The sequence below is a fragment of the Lacibacter sediminis genome, assembly GCF_014168535.1.
Taxonomy (GTDB): Bacteria; Bacteroidota; Bacteroidia; order Chitinophagales; family Chitinophagaceae; genus Lacibacter; species Lacibacter sediminis.
The window spans coordinates 4,459,191-4,485,245 of the sequence record NZ_CP060007.1 but is presented as its reverse complement, the minus strand read 5'-3'; the positions used below and the strand labels follow the sequence as shown (position 1 = coordinate 4,485,245).

The 26,055-nt window shown below is 40.4% G+C and carries 26 protein-coding genes; 23 read left to right on the top strand and 3 right to left on the bottom strand.

All coding sequences use genetic code 11. The features are described from left to right. Window positions 1–2: 2 nt before the first annotated feature. From rsfS to H4075_RS19005, 20 genes are all read left to right on the top strand, one after another. Complete coding sequence (gene rsfS, locus H4075_RS19100; RefSeq protein WP_182802416.1) at window positions 3–413, top strand: ribosome silencing factor; 411 nt, start codon at window positions 3–5, stop codon at window positions 411–413. Window positions 414–512: 99 nt separating this feature from the next. Then, window positions 513–2,561 (top strand): ATP-dependent zinc metalloprotease FtsH, encoded by a 2,049-nt coding sequence (gene ftsH, locus H4075_RS19095; protein ID WP_182802415.1) that lies wholly within the window; start codon window positions 513–515, stop codon window positions 2,559–2,561. 5 nt (window positions 2,562–2,566) lie between these two features. Then, entirely contained in the window at window positions 2,567–3,202 is a 636-nt protein-coding gene (locus H4075_RS19090; protein WP_182802414.1) for a LutC/YkgG family protein, read from the top strand. A 134-nt stretch (window positions 3,203–3,336) separates the two neighbouring features. Beyond that, window positions 3,337–3,762, top strand: a complete 426-nt coding sequence (locus H4075_RS19085) for a gamma-glutamylcyclotransferase family protein (RefSeq protein ID WP_182802413.1) — start codon at window positions 3,337–3,339, stop codon at window positions 3,760–3,762. Window positions 3,763–3,796: 34 nt separating this feature from the next. Further along, window positions 3,797–4,552, top strand: a complete 756-nt coding sequence (locus H4075_RS19080) for a UDP-2,3-diacylglucosamine diphosphatase (protein WP_182802412.1) — start codon at window positions 3,797–3,799, stop codon at window positions 4,550–4,552. Beyond that, window positions 4,549–5,349, top strand: a complete 801-nt coding sequence (locus tag H4075_RS19075; RefSeq protein WP_182802411.1) for a hypothetical protein — start codon at window positions 4,549–4,551, stop codon at window positions 5,347–5,349. Before H4075_RS19080 ends, H4075_RS19075 begins: the two co-directional genes overlap by 4 nt. 34 nt (window positions 5,350–5,383) lie before the next feature. Continuing rightward, window positions 5,384–6,451, top strand: coding sequence for a mechanosensitive ion channel family protein (locus H4075_RS19070; RefSeq protein ID WP_182802410.1), 1,068 nt, complete (start codon window positions 5,384–5,386; stop codon window positions 6,449–6,451). A 115-nt stretch (window positions 6,452–6,566) separates the two neighbouring features. After that, window positions 6,567–7,010 carry a hypothetical protein gene (locus H4075_RS19065; protein WP_182802409.1) on the top strand — a complete coding sequence of 148 codons (444 nt, stop codon included), beginning with the start codon at window positions 6,567–6,569 and terminating at the stop codon, window positions 7,008–7,010. Window positions 7,011–7,077: 67 nt separating this feature from the next. After that, window positions 7,078–7,899 carry a hypothetical protein gene (locus H4075_RS19060; protein WP_182802408.1) on the top strand — a complete coding sequence of 274 codons (822 nt, stop codon included), beginning with the start codon at window positions 7,078–7,080 and terminating at the stop codon, window positions 7,897–7,899. 132 nt (window positions 7,900–8,031) lie between these two features. Continuing rightward, the gene (locus H4075_RS19055; protein WP_182802407.1) at window positions 8,032–8,793 is read left to right on the top strand and encodes a hypothetical protein; all 762 of its coding nucleotides are present in this window, start codon (window positions 8,032–8,034) and stop codon (window positions 8,791–8,793) included. Window positions 8,794–8,900: 107 nt separating this feature from the next. Then, entirely contained in the window at window positions 8,901–11,963 is a 3,063-nt protein-coding gene (locus tag H4075_RS19050; RefSeq protein ID WP_182802406.1) for a sensor histidine kinase, read from the top strand. A gap of 48 nt (window positions 11,964–12,011) precedes the next feature. After that, complete coding sequence (locus H4075_RS19045) at window positions 12,012–12,659, top strand: response regulator (RefSeq protein ID WP_182802405.1); 648 nt, start codon at window positions 12,012–12,014, stop codon at window positions 12,657–12,659. Between the two features lie 42 nt (window positions 12,660–12,701). Continuing rightward, window positions 12,702–13,031: a DHCW motif cupin fold protein gene (locus H4075_RS19040; protein WP_182802404.1), complete on the top strand. Its 330-nt coding sequence runs from the start codon at window positions 12,702–12,704 to the stop codon at window positions 13,029–13,031. Between the two features lie 26 nt (window positions 13,032–13,057). Continuing rightward, window positions 13,058–13,858, top strand: coding sequence for a PhzF family phenazine biosynthesis protein (locus tag H4075_RS19035; RefSeq protein ID WP_182802403.1), 801 nt, complete (start codon window positions 13,058–13,060; stop codon window positions 13,856–13,858). Between the two features lie 129 nt (window positions 13,859–13,987). Beyond that, a complete protein-coding gene (locus tag H4075_RS19030) occupies window positions 13,988–15,259 on the top strand; it encodes a vanadium-dependent haloperoxidase (protein ID WP_182802402.1) in 1,272 nt (423 codons plus the stop codon). Window positions 15,260–15,359: 100 nt separating this feature from the next. Beyond that, entirely contained in the window at window positions 15,360–15,851 is a 492-nt protein-coding gene (locus tag H4075_RS19025) for a hypothetical protein (RefSeq protein ID WP_182802401.1), read from the top strand. Window positions 15,852–15,884: 33 nt separating this feature from the next. Then, entirely contained in the window at window positions 15,885–16,796 is a 912-nt protein-coding gene (locus H4075_RS19020) for an alpha/beta fold hydrolase (protein ID WP_182802400.1), read from the top strand. Between the two features lie 19 nt (window positions 16,797–16,815). Continuing rightward, window positions 16,816–17,235: a lipocalin family protein gene (locus H4075_RS19015; RefSeq protein WP_182802399.1), complete on the top strand. Its 420-nt coding sequence runs from the start codon at window positions 16,816–16,818 to the stop codon at window positions 17,233–17,235. Between the two features lie 194 nt (window positions 17,236–17,429). Further along, window positions 17,430–17,600: a hypothetical protein gene (locus tag H4075_RS19010; protein ID WP_182802398.1), complete on the top strand. Its 171-nt coding sequence runs from the start codon at window positions 17,430–17,432 to the stop codon at window positions 17,598–17,600. Between the two features lie 118 nt (window positions 17,601–17,718). Next, window positions 17,719–18,279: a GNAT family N-acetyltransferase gene (locus H4075_RS19005; protein ID WP_182802397.1), complete on the top strand. Its 561-nt coding sequence runs from the start codon at window positions 17,719–17,721 to the stop codon at window positions 18,277–18,279. A gap of 26 nt (window positions 18,280–18,305) precedes the next feature. Here the strand turns inward: H4075_RS19005 and H4075_RS19000 are convergent, their stop codons facing one another. The 3 genes from H4075_RS19000 to H4075_RS18990 all read right to left on the bottom strand — a co-directional run bounded on the left by H4075_RS19000 (window position 18,306) and on the right by H4075_RS18990 (window position 20,442). Then, window positions 18,306–18,821, bottom strand: coding sequence for a thioredoxin family protein (locus H4075_RS19000; RefSeq protein ID WP_182802396.1), 516 nt, complete (start codon window positions 18,819–18,821; stop codon window positions 18,306–18,308). 33 nt (window positions 18,822–18,854) lie between these two features. Continuing rightward, window positions 18,855–19,271 (bottom strand): MerR family transcriptional regulator, encoded by a 417-nt coding sequence (locus H4075_RS18995; protein ID WP_182802395.1) that lies wholly within the window; start codon window positions 19,269–19,271, stop codon window positions 18,855–18,857. A gap of 199 nt (window positions 19,272–19,470) precedes the next feature. Continuing rightward, window positions 19,471–20,442: a M23 family metallopeptidase gene (locus H4075_RS18990; protein WP_182802394.1), complete on the bottom strand. Its 972-nt coding sequence runs from the start codon at window positions 20,440–20,442 to the stop codon at window positions 19,471–19,473. Between the two features lie 111 nt (window positions 20,443–20,553). Here H4075_RS18990 and alaS point away from each other — a divergent pair, with 111 nt between their 5' ends. From alaS to gatB, 3 genes are all read left to right on the top strand, one after another. Further along, window positions 20,554–23,172, top strand: coding sequence for an alanine--tRNA ligase (gene alaS, locus H4075_RS18985; protein WP_220494789.1), 2,619 nt, complete (start codon window positions 20,554–20,556; stop codon window positions 23,170–23,172). Window positions 23,173–23,346: 174 nt separating this feature from the next. Continuing rightward, window positions 23,347–24,402, top strand: a complete 1,056-nt coding sequence (locus tag H4075_RS18980) for a PDZ domain-containing protein (RefSeq protein WP_182802393.1) — start codon at window positions 23,347–23,349, stop codon at window positions 24,400–24,402. Between the two features lie 197 nt (window positions 24,403–24,599). Continuing rightward, entirely contained in the window at window positions 24,600–26,051 is a 1,452-nt protein-coding gene (gene gatB, locus H4075_RS18975; RefSeq protein WP_182802392.1) for an Asp-tRNA(Asn)/Glu-tRNA(Gln) amidotransferase subunit GatB, read from the top strand. The last annotated feature ends 4 nt before the right edge of the window (window positions 26,052–26,055 follow it).

Sequence of the window (26,055 nt, the reverse complement as noted above, 5' to 3'; positions counted from 1 at the left end):
GATTGAGTACTTTATCTCTCTTAAATAACCGGAGCAAGGATTCTAAAAGCACTACGGCACGCATTAACCGAAACAGCAAATTATTTAAAACGATCATTCGGGCCATCCAGGAAAAAAAGGGTGAAAACGTCATCAGCCTCGATTTGCGGAAGATACCGGAAGCCGTTTCTGATTTTTTCATCATCTGCGAAGCAGGCAGCACCACACAGGTAAAAGCCATTGCCGACCATGTTGAATACCTGGTGAAAGAAGAATGTGGCGAAGGGCCTTACCGTCATGAAGGGATGAGTGCGTTGCAATGGGTACTGGTGGATTATGTAAATGTGGTGGTGCATATTTTTCATCCCGAAACAAGAAAATTTTACCGGCTTGAGGAAATGTGGAGCGATGCTGCTGCTGCTGATCATGAATAACACTACATCAGCAAAATATTAACAGTTACCACCTGAAACTTTTAGCTACTTATTTGTAATACTATCTGAAATCCCGGACGAAGGGAAAAAAACAACAAGATGAGTTTGAATCAAGGAAATAATCCAGACAGCAGCGGCGGTGATAAGAAAGATGGCCGTAAACCGTTTCGTTTTAATATTTACTGGCTCTATGCGTTAATCGCTGCCGTTTTGATCGGCTTTAACCTCTACCGTGGAATTACACCCGATGCGATCCCCACTTCACAGGTTGTATTTGAAGACAGCATGCTTATGAAAGGCTATGTTGAAAAATACACCATTGTGAGAAATAAGGATGTTGTAAGAGTTACACTCAAAACAGAAGCTGCGAACGATCCGGCTATCTTAAAGATCGTGACGGCAAGGGAAGCAAAGGTGAAGATCGATAAAACCAAACCGCTCAACTTTGAGTTCACGGTTGCAGATCATAAAGAATTCGATAAACGTATCCAGCAGATCATTACAACCAATACAGCTGTTACCGGTAAACCTATTGCCAGTTACAGTACTGATGAAAACTGGCTGAGCCCACTCATTAGCTTACTCTTACCTATTCTCGTTTTGATCGGCCTGTGGGTTTTACTCATGCGGAAGATGAACAGTGGTGGCGGAGCTGGTCCTGGAGGTGGCGGTATTTTCAACATTGGAAAATCAAAAGCTCAGTTGTTTGAAAAAGGAACAAGAGTGAATGTTACCTTCCAGGATGTGGCTGGTTTAGATGAAGCAAAAGTGGAAGTGATGGAGATCGTTGATTTCCTGAAACAACCTAAAAAATATACAGCACTTGGTGGTAAAATTCCAAAAGGTGCATTGCTGGTAGGTCCTCCCGGTACGGGTAAAACATTGCTGGCAAAAGCAATGGCCGGTGAAGCACAGGTTCCTTTCTTCAGCATCAGCGGTTCCGATTTCGTGGAAATGTTTGTAGGTGTGGGTGCAAGTCGTGTGCGTGATTTGTTTAAGCAGGCGAGAGAAAAAGCACCGTGTATCATCTTTATTGATGAGATCGATGCCATCGGTCGTGCACGTGGAAGAAATGCTATTGTAAGTAATGATGAGCGTGAAAATACATTGAACCAGTTGTTGGTGGAAATGGATGGATTTGGTGGCGATACCGGTATCATCATCCTTGCGGCAACAAACCGTCCCGATGTTTTGGATCCGGCGTTGTTACGTCCGGGTCGTTTCGATCGACAAATTTCTATTGATCGTCCTGATGTAAAAGGTCGTGAGCAGATCTTTAAAGTGCATCTGAAACCAATTAAAATTTCTGAAACACTCGATATTCATAAACTGGCAGAACAAACACCTGGCTTTGCCGGTGCAGATATTGCCAATGTATGTAACGAAGCGGCATTGATCGCTGCACGTAAAGGGAAAGCTGCAGTTGATATGAGCGATTTCCAGGATGCAATTGATCGTGTAATTGGTGGTTTGGAAAAGAAGAACAAACTCATCAGTCCCGAAGAGAAAGAGATCATTGCTTACCACGAAGCAGGCCACGCAATCTGCGGCTGGTATTTAGAGCATGCCTATCCGTTATTAAAAGTAACCATTGTTCCAAGAGGTACAGCAGCATTGGGTTACGCACAATACACACCAAAAGAACAGTATCTCTATAACATCGAACAACTGAACGATCAGATCTGTATGACACTTGGTGGCCGTGCAAGTGAAGATATTTTCTTTGGAAAAATTTCAACGGGTGCAAGTAATGATCTGCAACAGATCACACGTATTGCTTATTCAATGATCACCGTTTATGGTATGAATGATAAGCTGGGTAACATCAGCTATTATGATCCGAACCAGGAGCAAACATTCACAAAGCCTTATAGCGAGAAAACAGCAGAGATGATTGATAACGAAGTTCGTTTGCTCATTGATTCTGCTTACATGCGCACCAAAGCATTGCTTACTGAAAAGAAAGGTGATGTAGAAAAACTGGCGAAGGCATTATTGGAAAAAGAAGTGTTGTTCCAGAGTGATGTGGAAGCGTTGATCGGCAAGCGCCCGTTTGAACATAAGAAATTGTTAGATGAAGATAATGTTCCGGTGATGCATGCAGCAAACGTTGACAAAGAAGGTCGTGACTTGAAAGAAACTTTGTAATCAGTATGAGCATTTCTCCCGCAAAGGAAAATATTCTTAAAAAAATAAGACAGGCACTGAGTCATCCGGTGCCTGTTCCTTTTCCCCATAGTGAAGGAAACAGCAGCGTATTTCAACCGCCGGTTGATGATATGGCTGTGCAGTTTGCGCAGGAGTTTACAAAACTGCAAGGCAGGTTTACCTTCTGTGCCGATGAACAGGATATGGCTGATCAACTCCTGCAATTAGCTGCCACACGCAAATGGGATAAAGTAGTGTGCAGGGAAAAAAAGCTGATCGACATCTTTAGGCAGCAAAAATTAGCGATCAACTTTCATAACAACCTTGCTGATTCGGATGTGAGTTTAACCACCTGCGAATTACTGGTGAGTCGTACAGGAACAATGGTGTTGAGTACAGCCAATGAAAGCGGACGTACAACAAGTGTATATGCCCCTGTTCATGTTTGCATCGCCTATACAAGCCAGTTAGTGTATGATCTGAAAGATGCATTACTTGCGCTGCGTGAAAAGTATAATGGGCAGTTGCCATCATTTATAAGCTTTGCAACAGGCCCCAGCCGCACAGCCGACATTGAAAAAACATTGGTGGTGGGTGTGCATGGCCCCAAAGAAGTATTTGTGTTTTTGATTGAAGGATGATTTTTAGGGAATTGGGTATTGGTGTTTTAGAATTTGGGTTTTGATTTCTTGTAACTTGTTTTTTGGGCATTGTATTTTCCTTCCTGTGCCTTGTTTTCTTGAATCTTGTTCCTTCTTCATTGTATCTTTAAGGCATGAATAATGCCATACAATTAATATTTGTTTACGGAAGTTTACGCAGAGGTTTTCATGGCCCTGCCTTTCAATATATTGCTCCTTATTTTAAGCATCTTGCCGATGGAAAAGTAAAAGGCAAGTTGTACGATCTGGTTGAATATCCAGCCGCCTTACCAACAACAGATGATCACTTTATCATTGGCGAATTATACGAAGCTAATTCCCCCGATGAATTTGATTGGGCCATCAGCCAGTTAGATGATTATGAAGGAGTGCATCCCGAAGAAGGTGAAGTGCAGCTATACGAACGTGCACTCACAACAGTATATACTGATAATGGCGAGTTTAACGCCTGGATCTATTGGTATAAGTGCGATGTAACAGATAAGCCTGTTATTGAAAGTGGGGATGTTTTGGAGTACATGCGACAAAAAGCAAAATAGTAGTGGTGTTCCGCAGCTTCTTTATATTTGTTTGATGCAACTTCCTCCCGGTAAAAAAATATATTTTCTTTCCGATTTTCATTTGGGGGCACCCAACTATGAACAGAGTCTTGTTCGTGAAAAAAAGATCGTTCAGTTTTTAGATGAGATCAAGCACAATGCTGCAGTTATTTTTATTGTGGGCGATATGTTTGATTTCTGGTATGAATATCGCACAGTGGTTCCCAAAGGTTATGTGCGTTTGCTGGGAAAACTGGCTGAGATAACTGATGCAGGAATACCGATTCATTTCTTTGTTGGCAATCATGATATGTGGATGAACGATTATTTACAGAAGGAATTGAACATCCCGGTGTATCATGAACCAAAAGAATTTGAGTATGCAGGTAAAACATTCTTCATAGGTCATGGCGATGGGTTAGGCCCCGGTGATCATGGATATAAAATGCTGAAGAAAGTATTTCGCAATCCGGTTTGCAAATGGTTGTTCGGGATATTACCACCGTACGTTGGTGTTGGACTGGCCAATTATCTCAGCCGGAGAAGTCGTGCACAAACAGGCGCAACCGAAGAAAAATTCCTGGGGGAAGACAATGAATGGCTGATCGTTTACTGTAAAGAAGTACTGCAGCAAAAAAAGTTTGATTTTTTTGTGTTTGGGCATAGACACCTGCCCATTGATTTTCGTCTGACTGATGAAAGCCGTTACATAAACCTTGGCGACTGGATACGTTATTTCAGTTATGCATCGTTTGATGGTGAACAATTAGAACTGATCTACTATAAATGAAACTGATCCTTTCCATAACATGTTTTCTGTTTGCAAACATCTGTGTTGCGCAAAATGCTGTGTTTACAGAAGTAAAAACGGTGGAAGGCGACTATATAGATTTTAGTATTGATAATCTCGGCAATTATTACCTGCTTTCAAAAAATAACCAGCTCAAAAAACTGAATGCGAATGGCGATTCAATAGGTGTGTTTAATGATGTGCGCAGATATGGGAAACTTTATTCCATTGATGCGACCAATCCATTGAAAGTATTGCTGTATTATAAAAGCTTTGCAACAGTTGTTGTGCTCGATCGGTTTTTAAACAGTGTGAACACCATTGACCTGCGCAAGCAGGATATCTTCCAGGCAAAAGCAATTGCGCAGAGTTATGATAACAATATCTGGGTATATGATGAACAAGTAAGCAAACTGAAAAAAATAGGTGAAGATGGAAAGCTGCTGAGTGAAACGGTTGATTTCCGTATCATCTTCGATGAAGTGCCCAACCCCACGCATATCTTCGACCAGGATGGATTTGTGTATCTCTACGATCCTGAAAAAGGAATTTATGTATTTGATATTTACGGCTCCTTTAAAAACAAGATATCTTACAAAGGACTTACTGACCTTGCCATATTTGGTAAAACGATTGTTGGTATAGAAGGACAGCAGTTGCTGGCTTATACAACCGGTACATTAACGGAAAAGAAATTTACCCTGCCTGCTTTTTTACAGGTTAGGGAAAAAGCGGTGATCAGGCCCGGCCATTTTTACCTGTTACAGAACGGTACCGTTCTGCATTACACATTTTAACCGCAAGTAAATCTGCTGAACATTATTTTTGCATATGCCTGAATTTTTGCAAACACTTGTATTTGATAATCCCCTCATCAGTTATTTATGGATCGCTGGTATTCTGCTGGCGATGTATTTGCTGAAAGGAATTGTATCAAAATTCTTATGTGGGCTGCTGTATGGTTTTTTTCCCGGAGCCAAAAAATATGTATCCCGTGATCAGTTTATTGCATTGGTGCTGATCCCCATGGAATGGTTTGTAGTGTGGATGGTGGTAATTTTCTCCTTTCATAAACTCAACTTTCCATCAGTACTTGATGTTGAGTTGTACAAGATCACTTCAAAAGAAATTATTGAAGCAACCGGCAAAGCAATACTGGTCGTTTTCTTCATTCGATTGCTGCGCAGGTTCATTGATTTTATTGCACTGGTGTTTAAAGCAAAAGCCGATCAAACACCTGACCAGAGCGACAATCAACTGGTAGTGTTCTTCCGGGATTTTTTTAAAGTAGTAGCGATCATTATCGGCATCATCATGTTCTCGAAGTTTGTTTTCAATTTCGATATTTCCAGTCTTATTACCGGGCTTAGTATTGTTACAGCAGCTGTTGCATTGGCAACAAGAGAAAGTCTTGAAAATTTAATTGCATCCTTCATCATCTTTTTTGATAAACCATTTACGTTGGGCGACCTGGTGAAAGTAGAAGGTGTTACAGGTACTGTTGAAAAGATCGGCTTACGAAGTACCCGCATCAGAACAGAACAGAAAACCTTCTTAACGATGCCCAATAAGAAAATGGTGGATAGCATTCTTGATAATCTTACGTTACGTACACAACGCAAAGCCGAAATCCGTTTGGAGCTGAATATAAGAACAACTGCCAGGCAAATCAACGATCTTATTGCGAAGATCGAAATGCTATTGCAACAACAGGAACAAATTGAAACCAGTACCGTTGTGTTGAATGAACTTGGTTCCAAATCAATTATTATTCATGTAGATTATTTTACACAAACCATTGAGTTTGCACTTTTCCAGGAAATAAAACAAACGATCAATCTTAATATTCTTCGGATGATGGAAGGACTTGGTATTGAGCTTGCAGGCAATCAACCTTAATTTTTCTCTCCCCACTTTTAGTGATGTTTTTCACATGATCGGCGATTGTACCGGCGCTTGCATTGATTCATCTTTGCAGCGTTAAACAATTATCATCAAAAAAATGAAAAGCATTATGAAACGGTTTTTTTTGGCAGCAATAGCAGCTTTGTTATTTGCTGTACAGCTAAACGCAGGTAACGGCGAGAATGTTACCAACGAAATCAAATCAACTTTTGTACGCCACTTTGGTGAAGACACAAAGGCAGCCTGGACAAAGAAGAATGATATTTATATTGCCAGCTTTAAAAAAGGCGATACTGAAATGCATGCCTTCTTTGATGAAGACAATAACTATCTAGGTGTCGGGCAGTACTTTAATGCGAAAAACACACCTGTGGGAATTGTTCGGCAGATTGAACAACGGTTCCCCGGCAGCATCATTTACCAGGCATATGAATACAATCCATCGGGCGGTGGAATTATCTATGGTTTTCTCATTAACGATGGGCAGATATCCCGTAAGTTGAAAGTAGACATGAACGGCGAACTCCTTATTATGCAAAAAAGTAAAAAGTAATTTCTTACAGTAAATGTGGTAGTACTGTTCTCATTACCCTTTATTCTCAAACTATAATTAAACAATCATGAAACATTTCAAACAAACTCTTCTTGCTGCGTCTGTTCTTTCGTTCAGCTTCGCAGCATGTGAAAAATATGATAGTCTTGTTGTTGCAAATAAAAGCAACAGCTTTGAATTTGCTGCAAAGGCAACTAATAAGCCGGAAATATTCAAGGCGTTTGGTACCGCTGCAGATATTACAATAGGCTTAGATCAATTTCGTGCTGCCATCGGTGGTGGGTTAAATACAGCACCCGGTGCAGTTGGTGGAAGACGAGAAGTAAACTGGGACGGAGTGCCTGCAGAGTTTACCAATAACAATCTATTCCCGGGTAACTTCTTTGCGCAAATTGATCCTGCATTACCAAACGGAAGAAAACGTGGCATCACTTTTCTTAATTTCTCCGGCTTTCGCATCAGCAATAATAATTTCGCAGATATTGATCCGAGTTATGCAGATGAGTTTGCAACGTTCAGTCCTTCAAGAACATTCATGCCGGCTTATTCTAATTTCACAGAGGTGCAGTTCAAAGTTCCAGGTACAAACACAACAGCATACGTTGAAAGTTTTGGTGTTGTGTTTTCTGATATCGAAAAAGGCAGTTCAACAACAATAGAATTATTTGATGACAACTATGAAAGCCTTGGTGTGTTTATGGCACATCCGCAAACAGGAAAAGGAAAATTTTCATTTCTTGGAGTGCGTATTCCGGGTGTGAAGATTGCAAAAGTGGTGATCAAAGCAGGCGAAGTTCCGTTAGGTGATAAAGATATCAGTGCGGGCGGAATGTATGATGTGGTAGTGATGGATGATTTTATTTACGATGAACCCAAAGCAATAGACTAAATATTTAGCAGTAGTTTCTAGAGTTGGTTTTACGTGGTCCCCTCCTTCAGGAGGGGATTTTTTGTCACCACATTAGGGGATTGTTTTGCATACCTGTCAATCGGAATTTTGCAATTCAAACCTTATCTCAAAATGAAACAAATTAAGCAAGTTGTTGCTGCAACTCTTCTATTGATCATTAGTGCAAGCTGCAAAAAAAATAAAGAAACACAAACTGATGCAGTGGTGTTGCGTGCATCAGGCAATATTGAAACAACAATAAACACGTTCAGAAATCTTGTTGGCCCGGTGTTGAACACAACAACCGGTGTAACGGGTGGACGAAGAGAAATAAACTGGGATGGCATCCCAATTGAATTGATGGGGCGGAAGCTTCCGCTTGACTTTTTTAATCCTGTTGGCGACCAGGCAATCGTTTCCCGGCAGAGAGGATTGGGCTATACAGATGAAGGAAGCTTTATGGTGAGTGCAAGTAATTTTTCTGAAGTTAATGCAGCATCAGCAACAGAGTTTGCTGCTTTCAGCGGCGATAAAGTTTTTGCAAATACGGAATCATCATTGTGGGGTATTGAATTTGAAGTAGCAGGTCAACATCAACCCGCATCTGTTCAAGGATTCGGCGCTGTGTTTGCCGATGTAGATACAGAGCAATCAACCTTTATTGAATTTTTCAGCGGTGCTGTGAGCAAGGGCAAATTTTATGTACCTGCACAAAAGAGTGGAAGTAAGTTTTCTTTCCTCGGCGTTTATTTCAAGCAAACAAAAATTACATCTGTCAGGATCGGGCATAACGGAATGCTCACGGGCAATACAAAAGATATTTCACAGGGCGGAACGCATGATCTTATCGTACTGGACGATCTTATTTACAGTGAGCCGGTCTCACTTCAATAATGTACAGTGGTTTGGTTTTGATGGGCCGGCACCTGGTGGTGTCGGCTTTTTTATAAGAGGCTTTTGATTGAGATATGCATGAATTAACTTTAACATGTAAACCTGCTATGCAAAAAATACTAACTGTTATCTGTTTTCTATTCAGTTGCATTGTTGTGTCGGCACAACAACAGGCTTATTATTTTACAAGGATAACGGTGCAGAATGGTTTATCGCACAACAAAGTCAATTGCATTCTTCGTGATCAGCGTGGGTTTATGTGGATGGGTACGGATGATGGATTGAATCGTTTTGATGGAAATAAGTTCACCGTTTTCAGAAACGATCCCGGCAATAAAGCAACCATCTCCGGTAATATCATCACTGATCTGTTGGAAGATAAAGAAGGTATTATCTGGATCGCAACTGCTGACGGTGGATTAACAAAATATGATCAACATCTTCCTCCTGCGCAACAATTCAAACAGTATCGTCATACTCCCGGCGACAGTTCTTCGATACCTGTAAATATCATCAACAAATTACTGGAAGACAATCAGGGCATTCTTTGGCTTGCAACAAGTGGGTCGTATGTAGTAAGGTTCGATAAAAAAACAGAACGCTTCACTGTTCCTGCACGTGTTGGCACCAATACAGCGCTTGCACTTTCCATGTGTTCTGATGGTAAGATATGGGTGGGCCGGCAAGGTGGCGGTTTGTTAAAAATACATCCGCAAACATTACGCTACGAAATGGATGAGCGTTATGGTAATCTCTATGCAAAGCTTCCGCATGCAACCGTTACAAGTTTATTCAGCGACAGGAATAAGAATATCTGGATCGGATCATGGGACAAACTAATTTATAAACTCAATACTGTTACAAAGCAGGAGCAAACAATTCCTGCCAATGTAATCAATGAAGAGGCATTGAGTTTTGCAGAAGATAAACAAGGGAATGTCTGGATCGGCGGCCGCTACAATGGTTTGTATATTTATGATCCCCAGCAACAGAAGTTTCAACACTTCCCACATGATCCATCAAAAGAAGGAACAGTTGCAGCGAACCGTATCAATTGCATTTATATTGATCCGGCAGGTGTTGTTTGGCTTGGCACAAACAAAGGCGTAAGTGTGAGTAATCCATTGCAGCAACAATTTAAGCAAACGTTTTTACCACGCCCTTTCGGTAAAGATGTAGTGATCCACGATTTTTATAAAGATGAAAGCAAAGATCTCTGGATCGGCACTTCTGAAGGTTTGTATATTCAACGCAACGGCCGTGCTGATTTTGAACATCGACCATTACAATATAAAGGCACGCCAATTGGTGTGAGCCGATTCTTTAAAGACCGAGAGGGCAATCACTACCTCGGTACTAATTATTCACTGTTTCGTTTCGATCCCAAAACAGTTTCAATTTCATTATTACCAAATACAGAAAAAGATGGTGTAATGAACCAGATCATTAAGTCGAATGTGACATCAGTTGTAGAAGATACGATTGATGATCACCCGGTTTTACTTGTGTCACCATACGGCCACTTTCTTACTTACTACGATCTTGTGGATATGAAATGGGTCTCCCGTCTCGATTCAACAAAGAAAATTATTCAACGCTTCAACATTAAAGACAATCTTATCCGTTCGATCTGTAAAACAAAAGCCGGCGCCATCTGGATGGCAACAACAAAACATGGATTAGGTAAGTGGACAAAAAACTCAGCGCCCAAACTGAATTTTTTCATAAACGATCCTTCAAAATCAAACGGATTAAGCAACAACAATGTGTATGATATTGCAGAAGATGGGAATGGTAATTTATGGTTGAGTACGTTTGGTGGAGGATTACATTATTTCCACGTGAAGAATGAAACGGCCACACATATTGCAGAGGGAAATAATTTGCTCGAAGGTTTGCAGGTCGATCGTGCCGGGAATGTATGGATGATTGGCAATGGTAATCTGCATAAGTACGATCCGCTCACAAAATCATACAGCAGTTTTCAATTGCCTGATATTGAAAAATCAGGTGGTGTACAGGGACGTATTTATAAAGATGCAGATGGAAAATTATATGCAGCGGGTAATGGTTATTTTATTTCTTTTCAGCCACAGCAGATCAAGATCAACCAGCAACAACCGATGGTTTATCTTACTGATTTCCGCATCTTCAATGAATCGCACAGTCATTTACTGAATGAAAAAAGTATTTCACTTCAGCACAATCAAAACTATATTACCATTGAATTTTCGGCACCTGATTTTTCCTCGGGTTCACCAGTCCATTACCAGTACATGCTGGAAGGGTTTGATAAAAAATGGATCGATCTTAATACAGAAAATAAAGTAAGCTTTTCCAATCTTGAAGGAGGGGATTATACATTTCGGGTGCGTGCAACAAACAAGCCCGGTGTGTGGAGTAAAGAAATGGCATCAATGCAGATAACGATCATTCCGCCATTCTGGAAGCGCTGGTGGTTTTTTGTATTGTGTGCATTCTTTGCAGCAGGTATTGCGTATGCAGTGTATCGTTACCGCATCAATGAATTAGTGAAGTTGCAGGCAATTCGTAATAAAATTGCGCAGGATCTGCACGACAATGTTGGCTCAACACTCAGTAGTATTTCCGTTTATAGTCAAGTGGCAAAAATTTACAAACAACAGCAGAAAGAACAGCAACTGCAGGATACGCTGGAAAAGATCAGTGAAACATCCAGTGAGATGATCTCAGAAATGAATGATATTGTGTGGGCCATCAATCCACGTAATGATCATATGGATGTGATGTTACAGCGCATGCAGTCGTATGCAAAGCCGTTGCTGGCATCAAAAGAAATCAAGCTGTCGTTTACTTACGATCCTGCGGTACAACTTCTGAACCTTGAGATGACCAAGCGTAAAAACTTTTACCTCATTTTTAAAGAAGCAGTAAATAATGTGTTGAAGTATGCACAGTGCAAAAATCTGGAGGTAAAGATCAGCGCAACTCATCATCACCTGGAAATGCTGGTGAAAGATGATGGAGTTGGATTTGACCCTGCCACAATGAAAGCAAAAGCTTCGCAGTCGTTATCCGGTAACGGTTTACGGAATATGGAAATGCGGGCTAAAGAAATGAAAGGAACCATGCATATTGAAAGTGTACCGGGCGGAGGAACAACCATCAAACTTCGTTTTCCTATCCCCTGATTCGGTGATAGGCAGATGCCAAATTCTTTACGATCTTTAATTCTTATTATGAGCCTGAGAATAGCCATTTTTGACGACAATAAAAACATTCGTGACAGCATTACCATGTTGTTGCAAACAGTTCCTGAGTTTGAAGTTGCAGGCTCTTTCAGTAATGTATTGGATTGTATAGAAGATATTCGTGAGTGCAAACCAGATATTGTACTGATGGATATTGAGATGCCGGGTATGACGGGCATTGAAGCAGTACGCACAATCAAAAAAGAATTTCCACAAGTATTGATATTGATGCAAACGGTATTTGAAGATGATGACCGTGTGTTTGATTCGATTTGTGCAGGTGCATCAGGTTATCTGCTAAAGAATTTTTTAAACACGAAGCTTGTTGAATCCATCAACGAACTGCAGTATGGCGGTTCGCCGATGAGTCCTTCAATTGCACGCAAGGTGTTTAACCGGATGCAACAGATACCGCAGCTCTTTAAACCGGAAGAAGTGCCGGATTATAATCTCACTCCACGGGAAAAAGAAGTGTTGAGCTGTATTGTTGATGGACTCAGTTATAAAATGATCGCTGATAAACTTTCCATCAGCTATGAAACTGTACGGAGCCATGTAAAAAAGATCTACGAAAAGTTACACGTTGCATCGTTAACCGAAGTGGTGAGTAAAGCGATGAAGGAGCGAATTGTGTAAATTTGTTGTTCATCTTTCACAGCAACAATCAGCATTTCACGCATGAAACTTTCTCCTTTTAATTTTCAAACCATTGACTGGGCTACTATTCCTGTTGAAGAACACAAAGGCGATTCAGGTATGGCTCACTGGCAAGTCGTGATGATGAATGACATACGAATCCGTAAAGTGTTTTACTCTCCAGGCTACACTGCTGATCATTGGTGTAAAAAAGGCCATGTTCTTTATTGTGTAAGTGGAGAAATGGAAACGACACTGGAAGATGGCAGTGTATTTTCGCTCACAAAAGACACGATGTATATTGTTGGTGATGATTGTGAGGCACATCGCTCATCAACAAAAACAGGATGCGAGTTATTTATTGTTGATTAGCATACCAACACTGATTCATTTCAATAATGCAAACCTTTTTCATCGATACGTTTACCGGCACAAACTGTAAGGGTAATCCTACAGTTGTTTGTCTTGTTGAAGAACCTTGCGAAAACGAACAATGCCTGAAACTTGCGAAACAATTTAATGTACCCGTTACGGCTTTTGTAGATATTGTAACAAGGCAAAGCGTTCTTTTTTCAATTCGATATTTTACTGCTGCAAAACAAATACCTGCCTGCGGCCATGCAACATTAGCTGCTGCTAAAGTGTTATTTGATTTACTTGGAAAAGATGACATCAGCTTTATTACTGTTGAGCAAATAAAGATCAATGCAAGACAACAGGAAGAAGCGATACTGATGAAGTATCCTGCTTATTCACTCTCTCCTGTTAATGTGTCGACACAATTATTGGAAAGCTTGCAGGTTAAAGAAATAGCAACTGCGAGTTTTTGTGCTGAATTGGAAACATTGTTTATTGAATTGGGCAGTGCAGCTGAGTTGCGATCAGTGAAGCCGCTCTATCAGCAATTGATGAACAGTAGCGACACTATCAAAGAGGTGGTGCTCACATCCGTTTCTGATGATGACCGTTTTGATTATATGCTTCGTTCGTTTTGTCCGTGGATCGGAATTGATGAAGATCCTGTTACAGGTTCAGTGCATTCGGTGCTTGCTGGCTATTGGTCAAAGCGGTTTAATAAAACAAAACTCTATGCTTGTCAGGCTTCAGTTGAAGGTGGAGAAATAATTGTTGAAGCAGGTGATGGCTTTGTATGGATTGGAGGAAGGACATCACTAAGCCATGCTGAACAAGCACAATAATCTTTCATCACACTACCACATGGTTATTTTATGATTCACCACTTTTGGTGATTGGTTTTACTCCGTTCGGTTATTGTCTTCCCTTTGTTACTTCTTCATCTTTGCGGTTCACAATTAAACCTTATTATAATGATGAAGAAAATGTTGTTGCTGTTAACTGTTACAGCTTCTATGATCAGTGCCTGTTCCCGTAATAGTAATCCTGGGAATACAGTCGAAAAATTACCGAACACAGTAGTACTTCAATGGAATGAAATTGCCTTCAAAGCTTTTGATGGTCCGGTTTATCAACACTCGTTAATGGCTTCAAGAATTAATGTAATGATGCATCTTGCGATGCATGATGCTATTAATGCGGTATATCCTGTTTATCAAACCTATGCTTTCACAGGTATTGATAAAAAAGCGGATGTTATTGCAGCAGCTGTTTCTGCAGCGCATGCTGTGTTGTTAAATGAAATTCCTGCAAAGAAAGATTATCTTGATTCTGCATTGAATGTGGATCTTGAAAAAATAAAAAATCCTGAAGCAAAAGAAAAAGGAATTGCATTAGGAAAACAGGCGGCACAAGCCATTCTTGCCTTAAGAGCAACAGATGGTGCAGGAGCAGATCCTGTTGGTTTGATCCAACCATCAGAAGTACCGGGTGTTTATAATGTTGTTCCTCCCTTCAATTTTATTTTTGCACCTTTTTGGGAAAATGTAAAACCGTTTGGTTTACAAACGAAGAATCAATTCCGTTCTGTTGCACCTCCTGCATTAACAAGTCAGTTGTATACCGGTAGTTTTATTGAAGTGAAAGAACGTGGTAAGCTGAACAGCACTACACGTACAGCTGATGAAACAGCTTATTCAAAATTCTGGTATGAGTTTTCTGAAGCAGGCTGGAATCGTGTTGCACGAGTAGCAGCTACCAATAAAAAACTCAACCTGTTTGAAGCAGCACGTTTGTTTGCTTTGGTGGATATGGCGTTGGCTGATGCATACATTGCAGGCTGGGACTCAAAACTTCATTATAATTTCTGGCGTCCATACACTGCAATCCGTGCAGCAGCCAGTGATGGTAACGATGCTACACCTGCAGATCTTACATGGGAGCCATCTGAAGTAACGCCACCTATCCAGGATTATCCATCAACACACAGCGCATTAGGAAATGCAGGTGCGGCTGTCTTAGCAAAGTTGCTTGGTGATAACACGCCTTTTACCATGACTTCTTTTACAGCAGTACCACAGGGAAGCACAAGAAGCTTTACAAGTTTCAGCCAGGCTGCTAATGAAAATGCATCATCAAGAGTGATGGCAGGCATTCACTTTCGTTTTTCATGTAATGCAGGACAGGAGATGGGTACAAAGATCGGTAACTGGTTAACAGATCATTACCTGTTACCAAAACAATAGCTCTTCAACCACAGTGTGTGATGAAATCGAAACGTTGCACACTGTTGTTATTCATCTGAATGCTGATGAATTCATTTTTGAAAAATTTAAACTATCGTTTATGCAAACGTTCACGTCAAAAAGTGTTGGTCTTCGTCGCAAACAGCTTAATAGAGGCACAGCTGCAGAGGTGTTTCCATTGCTTTGTCCGGTTCGTGAAGCAGATTGGATCGATGGCTGGACCTACGAAATGATCTTTTCTGTTTCCGGTCTTGCTGAGAAAGGATGTGTGTTTATCACTCCGGCAAGTGGCGACAACAGAACCACATGGTACATCACAAAATATGATTCAGAACTTTTCCAGCTTGCTTTTGTGCGGGTAACACCCGGTGAAATGGTTGTTGCTATTGATATAGAATTAACTGATAATGCCGATGGAACAACAACTGCTGATATCAAGTATGAATACACCGCATTGAATGAAGATGCAAATAAGTGGATTGAAGAGGATGCAGTAACTGCCTTTAATGCCAATATGAATTATTGGGAAGAAGCCATCAATCATTACTTAATGACCGGATCGAAGTTGAGGAAGAGCCCTGTGTTAAACTAAGTCATTTATTTAAAATCATTAAACAGAATATGTATGAAGCATTTATTTTTTTTTCTGCTGATGGGTGTCGCTTCAGTTGTATTGAAAGCACAATCAGCTAAAACAACAAATACATTTAATCAGGCACAATTAACGGACGTTGTGCTGAAGGAACAATACATTCAACTCTCAACAGGTGTTAAGCTGGAATATGTAGAAAAGGGAAATACAAAAGGTGCTCCTGTTATTTTTCTGCATGGCATTAGCGATTCATGGCATTCGTTTGAAAAGATATTGCCATTATTACCTGAATCAATGCACGCATTTTCTGTTACACACCGGGGGCATGGTAATTCGTCAAAGCCGGTAAGCGGTTATCATCCAAAAGATTTTGCAGCCGATATCGCCGCATTTATTCAACAAAAGAAATTGGGATCTGCCTTTATTGTTGGTCATTCTATGAGTGGAATTATTGCGCAGCAGTTTGCGTTGGATTATCCGCAACTGTTGAAAGGAGTTGTTATTGTTGCATCCGATCCTGCAATTAAAAGAAATCCCGGGATGCCTGAATTTTATAGTGAAGTTGAGAAAATGCAGACTGCGGTCGAACGTTCATTTATGGTCGACTTTCAAAAAGCAACATTAAATAAACCCATTGATAGTGCATATTTCAATTTACTGGTTGATGAAAGTATGAAAATGCCGGTAATAGCATTCAAGGCTGCATTTAAAGGATTGGTTGATGTTGACTACGTTGCAGAATTGAAGAATATCAAAACACCTGTTCTCATTTTGTGGGGTGATGCTGATGCTTTTTTTCATAGTGGCGGGCAAGAATTGCTGAAGAAAAATATCAGCCATGCAAAATACATTACTTACAAGGGTACTGGACATGCTATTCATTGGGAGGAGCCGCTAAAGTTTGCAGCAGATATTACTGAGTTTGTAAACAGCATCAGGAAATAACTTTTTAAACTGTAGTATTATGCGATTACTTTTTATGATACTGGTCATTGTTGCCGCAAGTTGTAAAAAGCAAACAGCTAAACCGGTAGAAGAGAATAACAGTTTCAAGTTGCTTACAAAGAAAGCATGGATATTAAATGCAGTTGGATTTGACGATAATACCAATGGTATTGTCGAAGCTGGTGAAAATCAGATAAAGGATTGCGAGAGCGATAACAGTTACCTTTTTCATCCTTCAGGCAACGGGACTTTTTCTGATAATGCAAAAGCATGTGATATTCCGGGTGATAGTAATTTCAGCTGGAGTCTTTCTGGTGATTCTGTTCTCACTATCAGTCATCAAAAAATGTTTGTGCTGAAGTTGAATGAAACGGAAATGATCCTTCAACCTGATTTGCCATGGCTTACCAGCAAATTCCTGTTGACATACAGACGATGAGTTATAGACTTGTTGAGTACTCTAACCGGTTTTGGTGATTGTGCAACTGCAGTAATAGTTTGAGCTTTGTAAATCTTATCAAATAAATGTGATGAAGTTAATTGGAAAAATAACCTTGTTCCTGTTGTTGTTTGTGCCGGTCGTATTATTGATCAGCATCAAACTTCCGCAACTGGATTTTAACAGTGCATACGATGAAACGGTTTTATAAATATGATGGATTTATTTTTTTGTTGCTTGTATCGGCCATGTTGCTATTGATCGTGGCCAGTGCAGGAAAGCAACAGCAAAACCCAGCCCGGCACATAAAGCAACAAAGTATGTATGATGCACACGTAGAGAATTTCTTTTTATTACATGCATAGGTTGATTTTGGATTATTAAAACGGGCTAACCTTACACCTTGAAATCCCTGTCTTTTACCGGCAGGGAATTTCTTTTTAAATAACAATGCAAACAGTAATTTTAAGGATCAGATAAATTATGAGTATCAACTTACAACCTGTTCTGGAAAATGAATTCATCCGCCTGCAGCCGTTGCAGCCGAATGACTTTGAGCGACTGTATTCCGTAGCGTCTGACCCATTGATCTGGGAGCAGCATCCCAACAAAGACCGTTACAAGCGGGAAGTATTTCAAACCTATTTTGAAGGAGCTATGGAATCAAAAGGAGCTTTGCTGCTCATTGATAAACTCACTGGTGAAGTGGCAGGCAGCTCCCGTTTTTATGATTATAACGAAGCGGAAAATTCATTACTCATCGGTTATACATTTATTGCACGTAAGTTTTGGGGCAAAGCTTATAACCCGGCGATGAAAGCATTAATGATCGATCATGCATTTCAATACGTCGATAAAATTCTTTTTCACATTGGCGCAAATAACATCCGGTCACAAATTGCCATTGGCCGCATTGGTGCAGTGAAGGAGAAAGAACTTTCTGTTGCTTATCATGGCGAACCGGAAAAGCTGAATTTCGAGTACCTGTTAGAAAAAGAAAAATGGCTGTTGCATAAAACAACAAATGCAACCAGTGTTACCTGATTGCATTCATTTTAAAAACGTGAATATTATTTTGCTTTCACCAATACTTCAGCAAGTTCTTTATCGTAGATGCCGTATTTGCCAAATTCTTCCACACGACCAATTTCTTTACCGCCTTTTAATACCATAATTGTTGGTGCTTTGGTAACACCTAATGCCTGCGTAAGTGAACCCAATGTTGTTTTTTGGCGGTCAATACCAATCACAGTTAACCGCTTCATGTTAAACCCAACCTGGTCGAGCATTTTCAATAACTGTGGAAATACGATCTGTGAATCTTCACACCATGTTCCAACAAACACCATCAGTTGAATGGTGTCTTTTACTGCAGTAAGATTTGTAACACAATCAGCATTTGGTTTATACCAGCTGATGTCGTTTTTCATCCATGCAAATTCAGCATCGTTCAGCAATAACTCACGGCTTAAAATGCCTTTGAGCGTCTTCTGTCCGTTTTGCGAATCTTTTGAAACTTCATATTGTACCTGTGAAAAACTGTTGATTGATAAAAAAAGAAGTACGACTGCTGCTAAGATTTTCATTTGTTACTAATTGTTTTCGTTGCACGAATTATTTTAAAGGTCGGCTTTGAGTGCCAGCAAAAATTGTTTGATCTGTTGTAAGCTTTTCACCAATTCAAAGCGCACATCAGTGTCATCCTTATGTTGCTTTAAATAATCTTTAGCTGCTTCAATGCTGTATTTTTTAAAACGAAGCAGGTAATAGATAAGATGGATCTTTTTTATTTCGGTTGCATTATAAAACCGATCTCCTTTTTTATTCTTACGTGGCTTCAGGAAACTGAATTCAGTTTCCCAATAACGGATCGAAGAAGGGTTGATGTGAAACAGATCACATACTTCACCAATACTGTAATATAATTTTTTGCCCAGCACTTCATCTGATGGCAGTTCAACAAACTCTGCTTCATCGCCCATATCTTTCAAACTCTTACGACCACGCTTTTGCTTGGGCTTAGGAGGTTTGTTCAATGGTTTGCGTCCACGTCGTGGAGCCGACTTTGGCGGTTCATCAAATTCAAATGCTATTTGCGCAGGTGTTGCCAGATGTAAGTTGTTTCAGCAAAAGTAAGGAATCAGAGAGAAGCCGATAGTCATTAGTTGTTAGCCGATAGTTAATGCTTACAACATTACCAACTACCAACTATCCACTACCCGCTATCGGCTGTGTTTAATCGAAGCTCTGATTACCCGTTGCCGCTATCTTGAGCATACGATCAAATTGTTCAGGCGTGAGATCATTATAAAAGAAATAGATAGGATCGAGATCACGGCCATTTTTATGTACTTCGTAATGCAAATGAGGGCCAGTACTTTTCCCGGTACTACCCACCCAGCCAATTACTTCACCACGGCGAATCTTTTGTCCTCTTCTTGCTTTCACACGCACCATGTGACCATACAATGTTTCATAGCCATAACCATGGTTGATCACAACATGGTTACCATAACCATTGGCTGTATTACCGGCAAGCGTTACAATACCATCGGCCGTTGCATAAATAGGTGTGCCTTGCGGTGCGGCAAAGTCGAGACCAGCATGAAATTTTGTTGTTTTATAAACAGGATCGATACGATAACCAAAGCCCGAAGCTAGTCTCGATAATTCTTTGTTGCTCACCGGTTGAATTGCGGGTGTTGCAGCCAATAATGCTTCTTTGTTTTTGATCATCCCGTCAATTGCATTGAACGAAATATTTTGTGCATAGATCCTGTTGCGAAGGGTATTGATCTGCTGAAGAATGGTTGTGTTGAGTTCATCTTCACTAAGGCTTGCAATCAAGCGATCTTCTGCCTGTTTTTCCATCATCTTGGCTCTTGCGCTGTCAGGAATAGGACTTGCTTCAAAAATGGAACGATACACCTGGTTATCCCGTTTTTCAATTTCACGGAGTTCCTGGTTCATCCGCTTGATCTCTCCACTCAAGATGCTGTAATTATCCTTTATGCGGTTATTCTCATTCCGTAACCGTTGCTCGTTGGCCGATGGGAAATAGCGATAGGAGATCTGCATAAAAAGAAAGCCCGCCACCGTAACAGCCGCCAAAAAACTAAACACCCGCAGCAGTTTTACCCGCAGGGGCGTCACCAGTTTCTCATACCGGAGCGTATTTGTATTGTAGAAATACTTTACTTTCTTCATATAAGCAATCAGGTGGTCATAGGTTTGGCTTACCTTTGCTATCCATTAAAAAGGGGTTTTACAAATATAGGTGTATCACTCCTCAAAAATCAATCCAAACACGGGATGAATATGATGACTGCCGCTGAAATAAGACAGAAATATTTAGATTTTTTTGCTTCAAAAAAGCACCAGATCGTTCCCTCGGCACCGATAGTAGTGAAGAATGATCCTACTTTACTGTTCACCAACGCAGGGATGAACCAGTTCAAGGATTATTTCCTCGGCAACAGGAAACCTGAGCACACCCGTGTGGCCGATACACAAAAATGTTTGCGTGTTAGCGGTAAGCATAACGATCTCGAAGAAGTAGGTGTTGATACCTATCACCACACCATGTTTGAAATGCTGGGCAACTGGAGCTTTGGCGATTATTTCAAGAAAGAAGCCATTGCATGGAGTTGGGAACTGTTGGCCGATGTGTATGGCATTCCGAAAGATCGTTTATACGTAACCGTGTTTGAAGGTGATGAAAAAGAAAATATTCCGAAAGATGAAGAAGCATGGAATGAATGGAAGAAAGTGATTGCTGAAGACAGAATTCTGTTAGGGAATAAGAAAGATAATTTCTGGGAGATGGGTGATACGGGTCCATGTGGCCCTTGTACTGAAATACATGTGGATTGCAGAAACGATGAAGAACGCAAACTCGTTGATGGAAAAACATTGGTGAATAATGATCATCCGCAAGTGATCGAGATATGGAACAATGTATTCATTCAATTCAATCGCCTGAAAGATGGTTCACTTGAGCCATTACCTGCCAAACATGTGGATACAGGAATGGGTTTTGAACGTTTAACCCGTGTATTACAAAACAAACAAAGCAATTACGACACAGATATTTTCACCGGTACTATTGCTGAAGTAGAAAAGATCGTTGGTAAAAAATATACTGCAGGCGATGATAAGGAAAGCGTTGCTTTTCGTGTGTTAGCAGATCATATCCGTGCTATTTGTTTCACTATTGCCGATGGTCAATTACCAAGCAATACCGGTGCAGGTTATGTTATCCGCAGGATTTTAAGAAGGGCAGTTCGTTACTATTATTCTTATCTCGGTTATAAACAACCTTTGTTACATCAACTCTTACCGACATTGGCTGCACAGTTCGAAAAAGTATTCCCTGAATTAAAAGCACAGGAAAGTTTTGTGCAGAAAGTAGTGAAGGAAGAAGAGGATGCATTTTTACGTACGCTCGATAAAGGATTAAAAAGGATCGATGATATTATTAACGTTACGAAAGGAAAACTGATCGATGGTAAAGCGGCGTTTGAATTGTTTGATACGTTTGGTTTCCCCATTGATCTGACAAGATTGATCGCATCCGAACAATCATTGTCGGTAGATGAAGCAGGCTTTGATAAGGAAATGCAGCAACAGAAAGAACGCAGTCGTGCTGCAACAACTATTGATACGGAAGACTGGTTTGAAGTTGTACCAAACAATTCAGTCGAGTTTGTTGGTTATACAACAACAGAAGCAAACAGCAAAGTGGTGAAATACCGGAAGGTGAACATCAAAGGGAAGGCATCTTTTCAGATCGTTTTAGATAAAACACCTTTCTATGCAGAAAGTGGCGGACAGGTGGGTGATACGGGTGAGTTGAGTTTTGATGGTGAAGTAGCAATCGTAACTGATACAAAGAAAGAAAACGATCTTATCATTCATTTCATTGATCAGTTACCGATAAACATGTCGGCTGTTGTATCTGCAAAAGTGAATGCCGAGCGTAGAAAAAAAATCGCAGTACATCACTCAGCCACTCACTTAATGCATGCTGCTTTGCGTAAAGTATTGGGCACACATGTTGCTCAGAAAGGTAGTTTGGTAAATGAGGAATACCTGCGTTTCGATTTTTCACACTTTGCAAAAATGACCGATGAAGAAATTGCAAAAGTGGAAGCATTGGTAAATGAAAAAATAAGAGCAAACATTCCGGTTGTAATAAAAGAAATGCCAAAGGATGATGCAATTGCATTAGGTGCAATGGCTTTGTTCGGTGAAAAATATGCTGATATAGTGCGTGTGGTCATTATGGATGAAAACTATTCAATAGAATTATGCGGTGGTACGCATGTTGGTTCAACAGGTGAATTGGGATTCTTCAAAATAACATCCGAAGCTGCAGTTGCTGCAGGTGTTCGTCGTGTGGAAGCGTTTACAGGTTTTGCAGCGGAACAATATGTAAATTCAGAATTTGAGTCGATTCGTGCAATTCGTGGTTTATTAAAAAATCCAAAAGAGCTCAGCAAGTCAATTGAAAATCTGCAGACAGAAAACAGTGAACTGAAAAAGAAACTGGAAAAACTTGAAGCACGTCAACTCGTTGTGTTGCGTAATGAACTTTTGCAGAAAGATGAGATCATCAACAATGTTACGTTCATCGGAGATATTATTGAAGTAAGTAATGCAGATGCATTGAAGAAGATCTGTTTCGATCTCAAAACAAATCTCAACGATTATGTGGCTGTGCTTTGTGCGAACATCGACGGTAAACCATTTGTTGCTCTTGGTATAAGTGATACAGTTGCAGCTGCAAAAAATCTTGATGCAGGAAAGATCATTAAAGAACATATTGCTCCATTGATCAAAGGTGGTGGCGGTGGACAAAAAAACCTGGCAACTGCCGGTGGTCAAGATGCCAGCAACCTGCAACAGGTGATTGAAAAAGTAAAAGGATTATTATAGTAGCTGAGGGTCGCAAGAGCGTCTTACAAATAGCTGGAACCAGCATAGCAATCAACTATGCTGGTTTTGTTTTTCAGGCTAAAATGTTAAAAAATCAGAAAAACTCCGAAATAATTCGTAAATAAGAAAATGTTCGTACATTAGCCCTGTCAACAATAAAAAAACCTTATTAGTATGAAACGTATTTCAGTGTATGCTTTAGCATTTGTAGCCGTTACCCAGTTGCTTACCCTTTCTGCATCGGCTCAGGATAAAAAAGAAAAAAGGGAAAAAGAAGAAAAAAAAGAACAGATCATCATTCGTAAGAAGGGTGATAAAACCGAAAAGACTACCATCGTCATCGAAGGCGATAAAGTCACTGTTAATGGCAAACCGGTTGAAAAAGGCGATAAGGATATCATTATCCATCGTTTTGATGGTGACGATGAGTTTGTATTCCGCTCACCCAAAGTGCGTATAACGGCGCCACGTGGTGCTTATCGATTCAATCATGATGGTAACTGGGATCAGTTCAATAGTGATAATTTCATGAGGGAATTTAAAATGAACTGGAAGAGTGGTGCTTTCCTTGGTGTGGTAACAGAAGACCACGACAAAGGTGCATTGGTGGAAGAAGTACAGAAAGAAACTCCTGCTGAAAAAGCCGGTTTACAAAAAGGCGATATCATTACTAAAGTGGGTGATAAGAAAATTGATTCTCCTTCTGATCTAAGTGAAGCTGTTCACGCCAAAAAACCAAACGATGAAGTTGAGATCAGTTACTTGCGTGATGGAAAAGAGAAGAAAACAAAAGTGAAATTAGGCGAAAGTAAAGGTCCTCAGGGCATGCAGAACTTTAATTTCCATATGCCCGAAATGCCGGGATTTGGTGAAGGCCAGTTCAACTTCGAACACCTGCAACCACGTCTGCATGGTTTACAAGATCAGATCAGAATCTATCAAGGAAGCGGTCGTCCCAAATTTGGCGCTACTATCCAGGATACTGAAGAAGGAAATGGTGTGAAAGTATTGGAAGTAGAGGCAGATTCGCCGTCAGCAAAAAGCGGTTTACAAAAAGATGATGTGATCACTGAAGTAAACGGCAAAGCTGTGAAAAATGTAGCTGAGGCACGTGAAGCATTGCGCACAAACAACGAGCAAAACCTCTGGACCGTAAAAGTTTTACGTGGAGGTAAACCTGTGACCGTGGAAGTAAAGATCCCTAAGAAACTCAACAAAGCAGACCTGTAAGTTTTCGATAAATATTCTGATTTAGTTCGTCCCCCGGTCAACCGGGGGACTTTTTTGTGAGCTTACTCACAGATGCTTCGGGGTAAAACGGGTATTTTTGCCAACCTTGAGCAAGTCCTCAGCTCCGAGCTTGTCGAAGAGTCGAAGGATTTGTAAAAGGTATTGAGCGAAGTCGAAATATCGCTTTTCTAATCTTTATGGCAAATTATTCAGAGAAATACGAAGCAGTCATCGGACTGGAAGTGCATGCACAATTGCTCACAAAAAGCAAATTGTTTTGTGGCGATAGTGCGGGTTTTGGTTCTGAACCAAATACACACATCAGTCCCATTACACTGGCTCATCCCGGCACATTACCCAAGTTAAACAAGGAAGCCATTGAACTGGCAGTTCGTATGGGTCTTGCCTGCAATTGTGAAATTGAACGTAAAAACTATTTTGCACGTAAGCATTATTTCTATCCCGATCTGCCGAAAGGTTATCAACTGTCGCAACATACCACACCTGTTTGTATTGGTGGATTTGTAAAGATCAAAACAGTTGATGGAGAAAGGAACATTCAGCTCAACCGCATTCACATGGAAGAAGATGCGGGCAAGAGCATGCACGACCAGGAAGAAAATTATTCTGTTGTTGATTATAACCGTGCAGGTGTGCCATTAATTGAAATTGTAACAGAACCGGATCTGCATAGTGGCGATGAAGCTGCGGCTTATGTAACAGAAGTACGTAAGCTCGTTCGCACATTAAATGTGTGTGATGGTAATATGGAAGAAGGAAGTTTGCGTTGCGATGCAAATATTTCTATCCGTTTGAAAGGCGAGAAGAAGCTTGGAACAAAAGTGGAGATCAAAAATCTCAACTCGATCCGCTTTCTGAAAAAGGCAATTGATCATGAGGTGATGCGGATGATCGAGATGAAAGAAAAAGGAGAAACAATTGTTCAGCAAACAAGAGGTTTTAATCCTGATACGGAAACAACGTTTGCGATCCGCACAAAAGAAGATGCAGATGATTACCGTTACATGGCCGATCCTGATTTGCCGCCGTTTGTAATTACGGATGAATTTATCAATGAAATTAAAGCGGCATTGCCTGAGTTGGGCGAGCAAAAGAAACAACGTTTCATTCAGCAATATGCATTGCCTGAATATGATGCAGCATTGTTGAGTGATGATAAAGAGCTGGCTGATTATTTTGAAGCGGCTGCTGTAGATTCAACATCCTACAAACAAATAGCGAACTGGTTGCTCGGTCCTGTGAAATCAGTATTGAATGAAGCGGGAAAAGAGATCAACAGTCTTTCTATAAAACCTGCACAACTTGTATCGATCATTCAATTGGTGGAAGAAGGAAAGGTGAGTTATACAATGGCGGCACAGAAATTATTCCCTGCTATGTTGCAAGCAAATGGAACAACTGCGTTGGAACTGGCACAACAGTTGAATTTAATTCAGGAACGTAATGAAGATGCTTTGCAGCAGTTGATCGATGAAGTATTGAGCAACATGCCGGAGAAGGTAACGGAATATAAAAAAGGAAAGAAAGGATTGATCGGTTTGTTTGTGGGTGAGGTGATGAAAAAATCAAAAGGTAAGGCCGATCCGAAACTGCTGAATCAATTAGTAACAGAAAAATTAGCGAACTAAATAA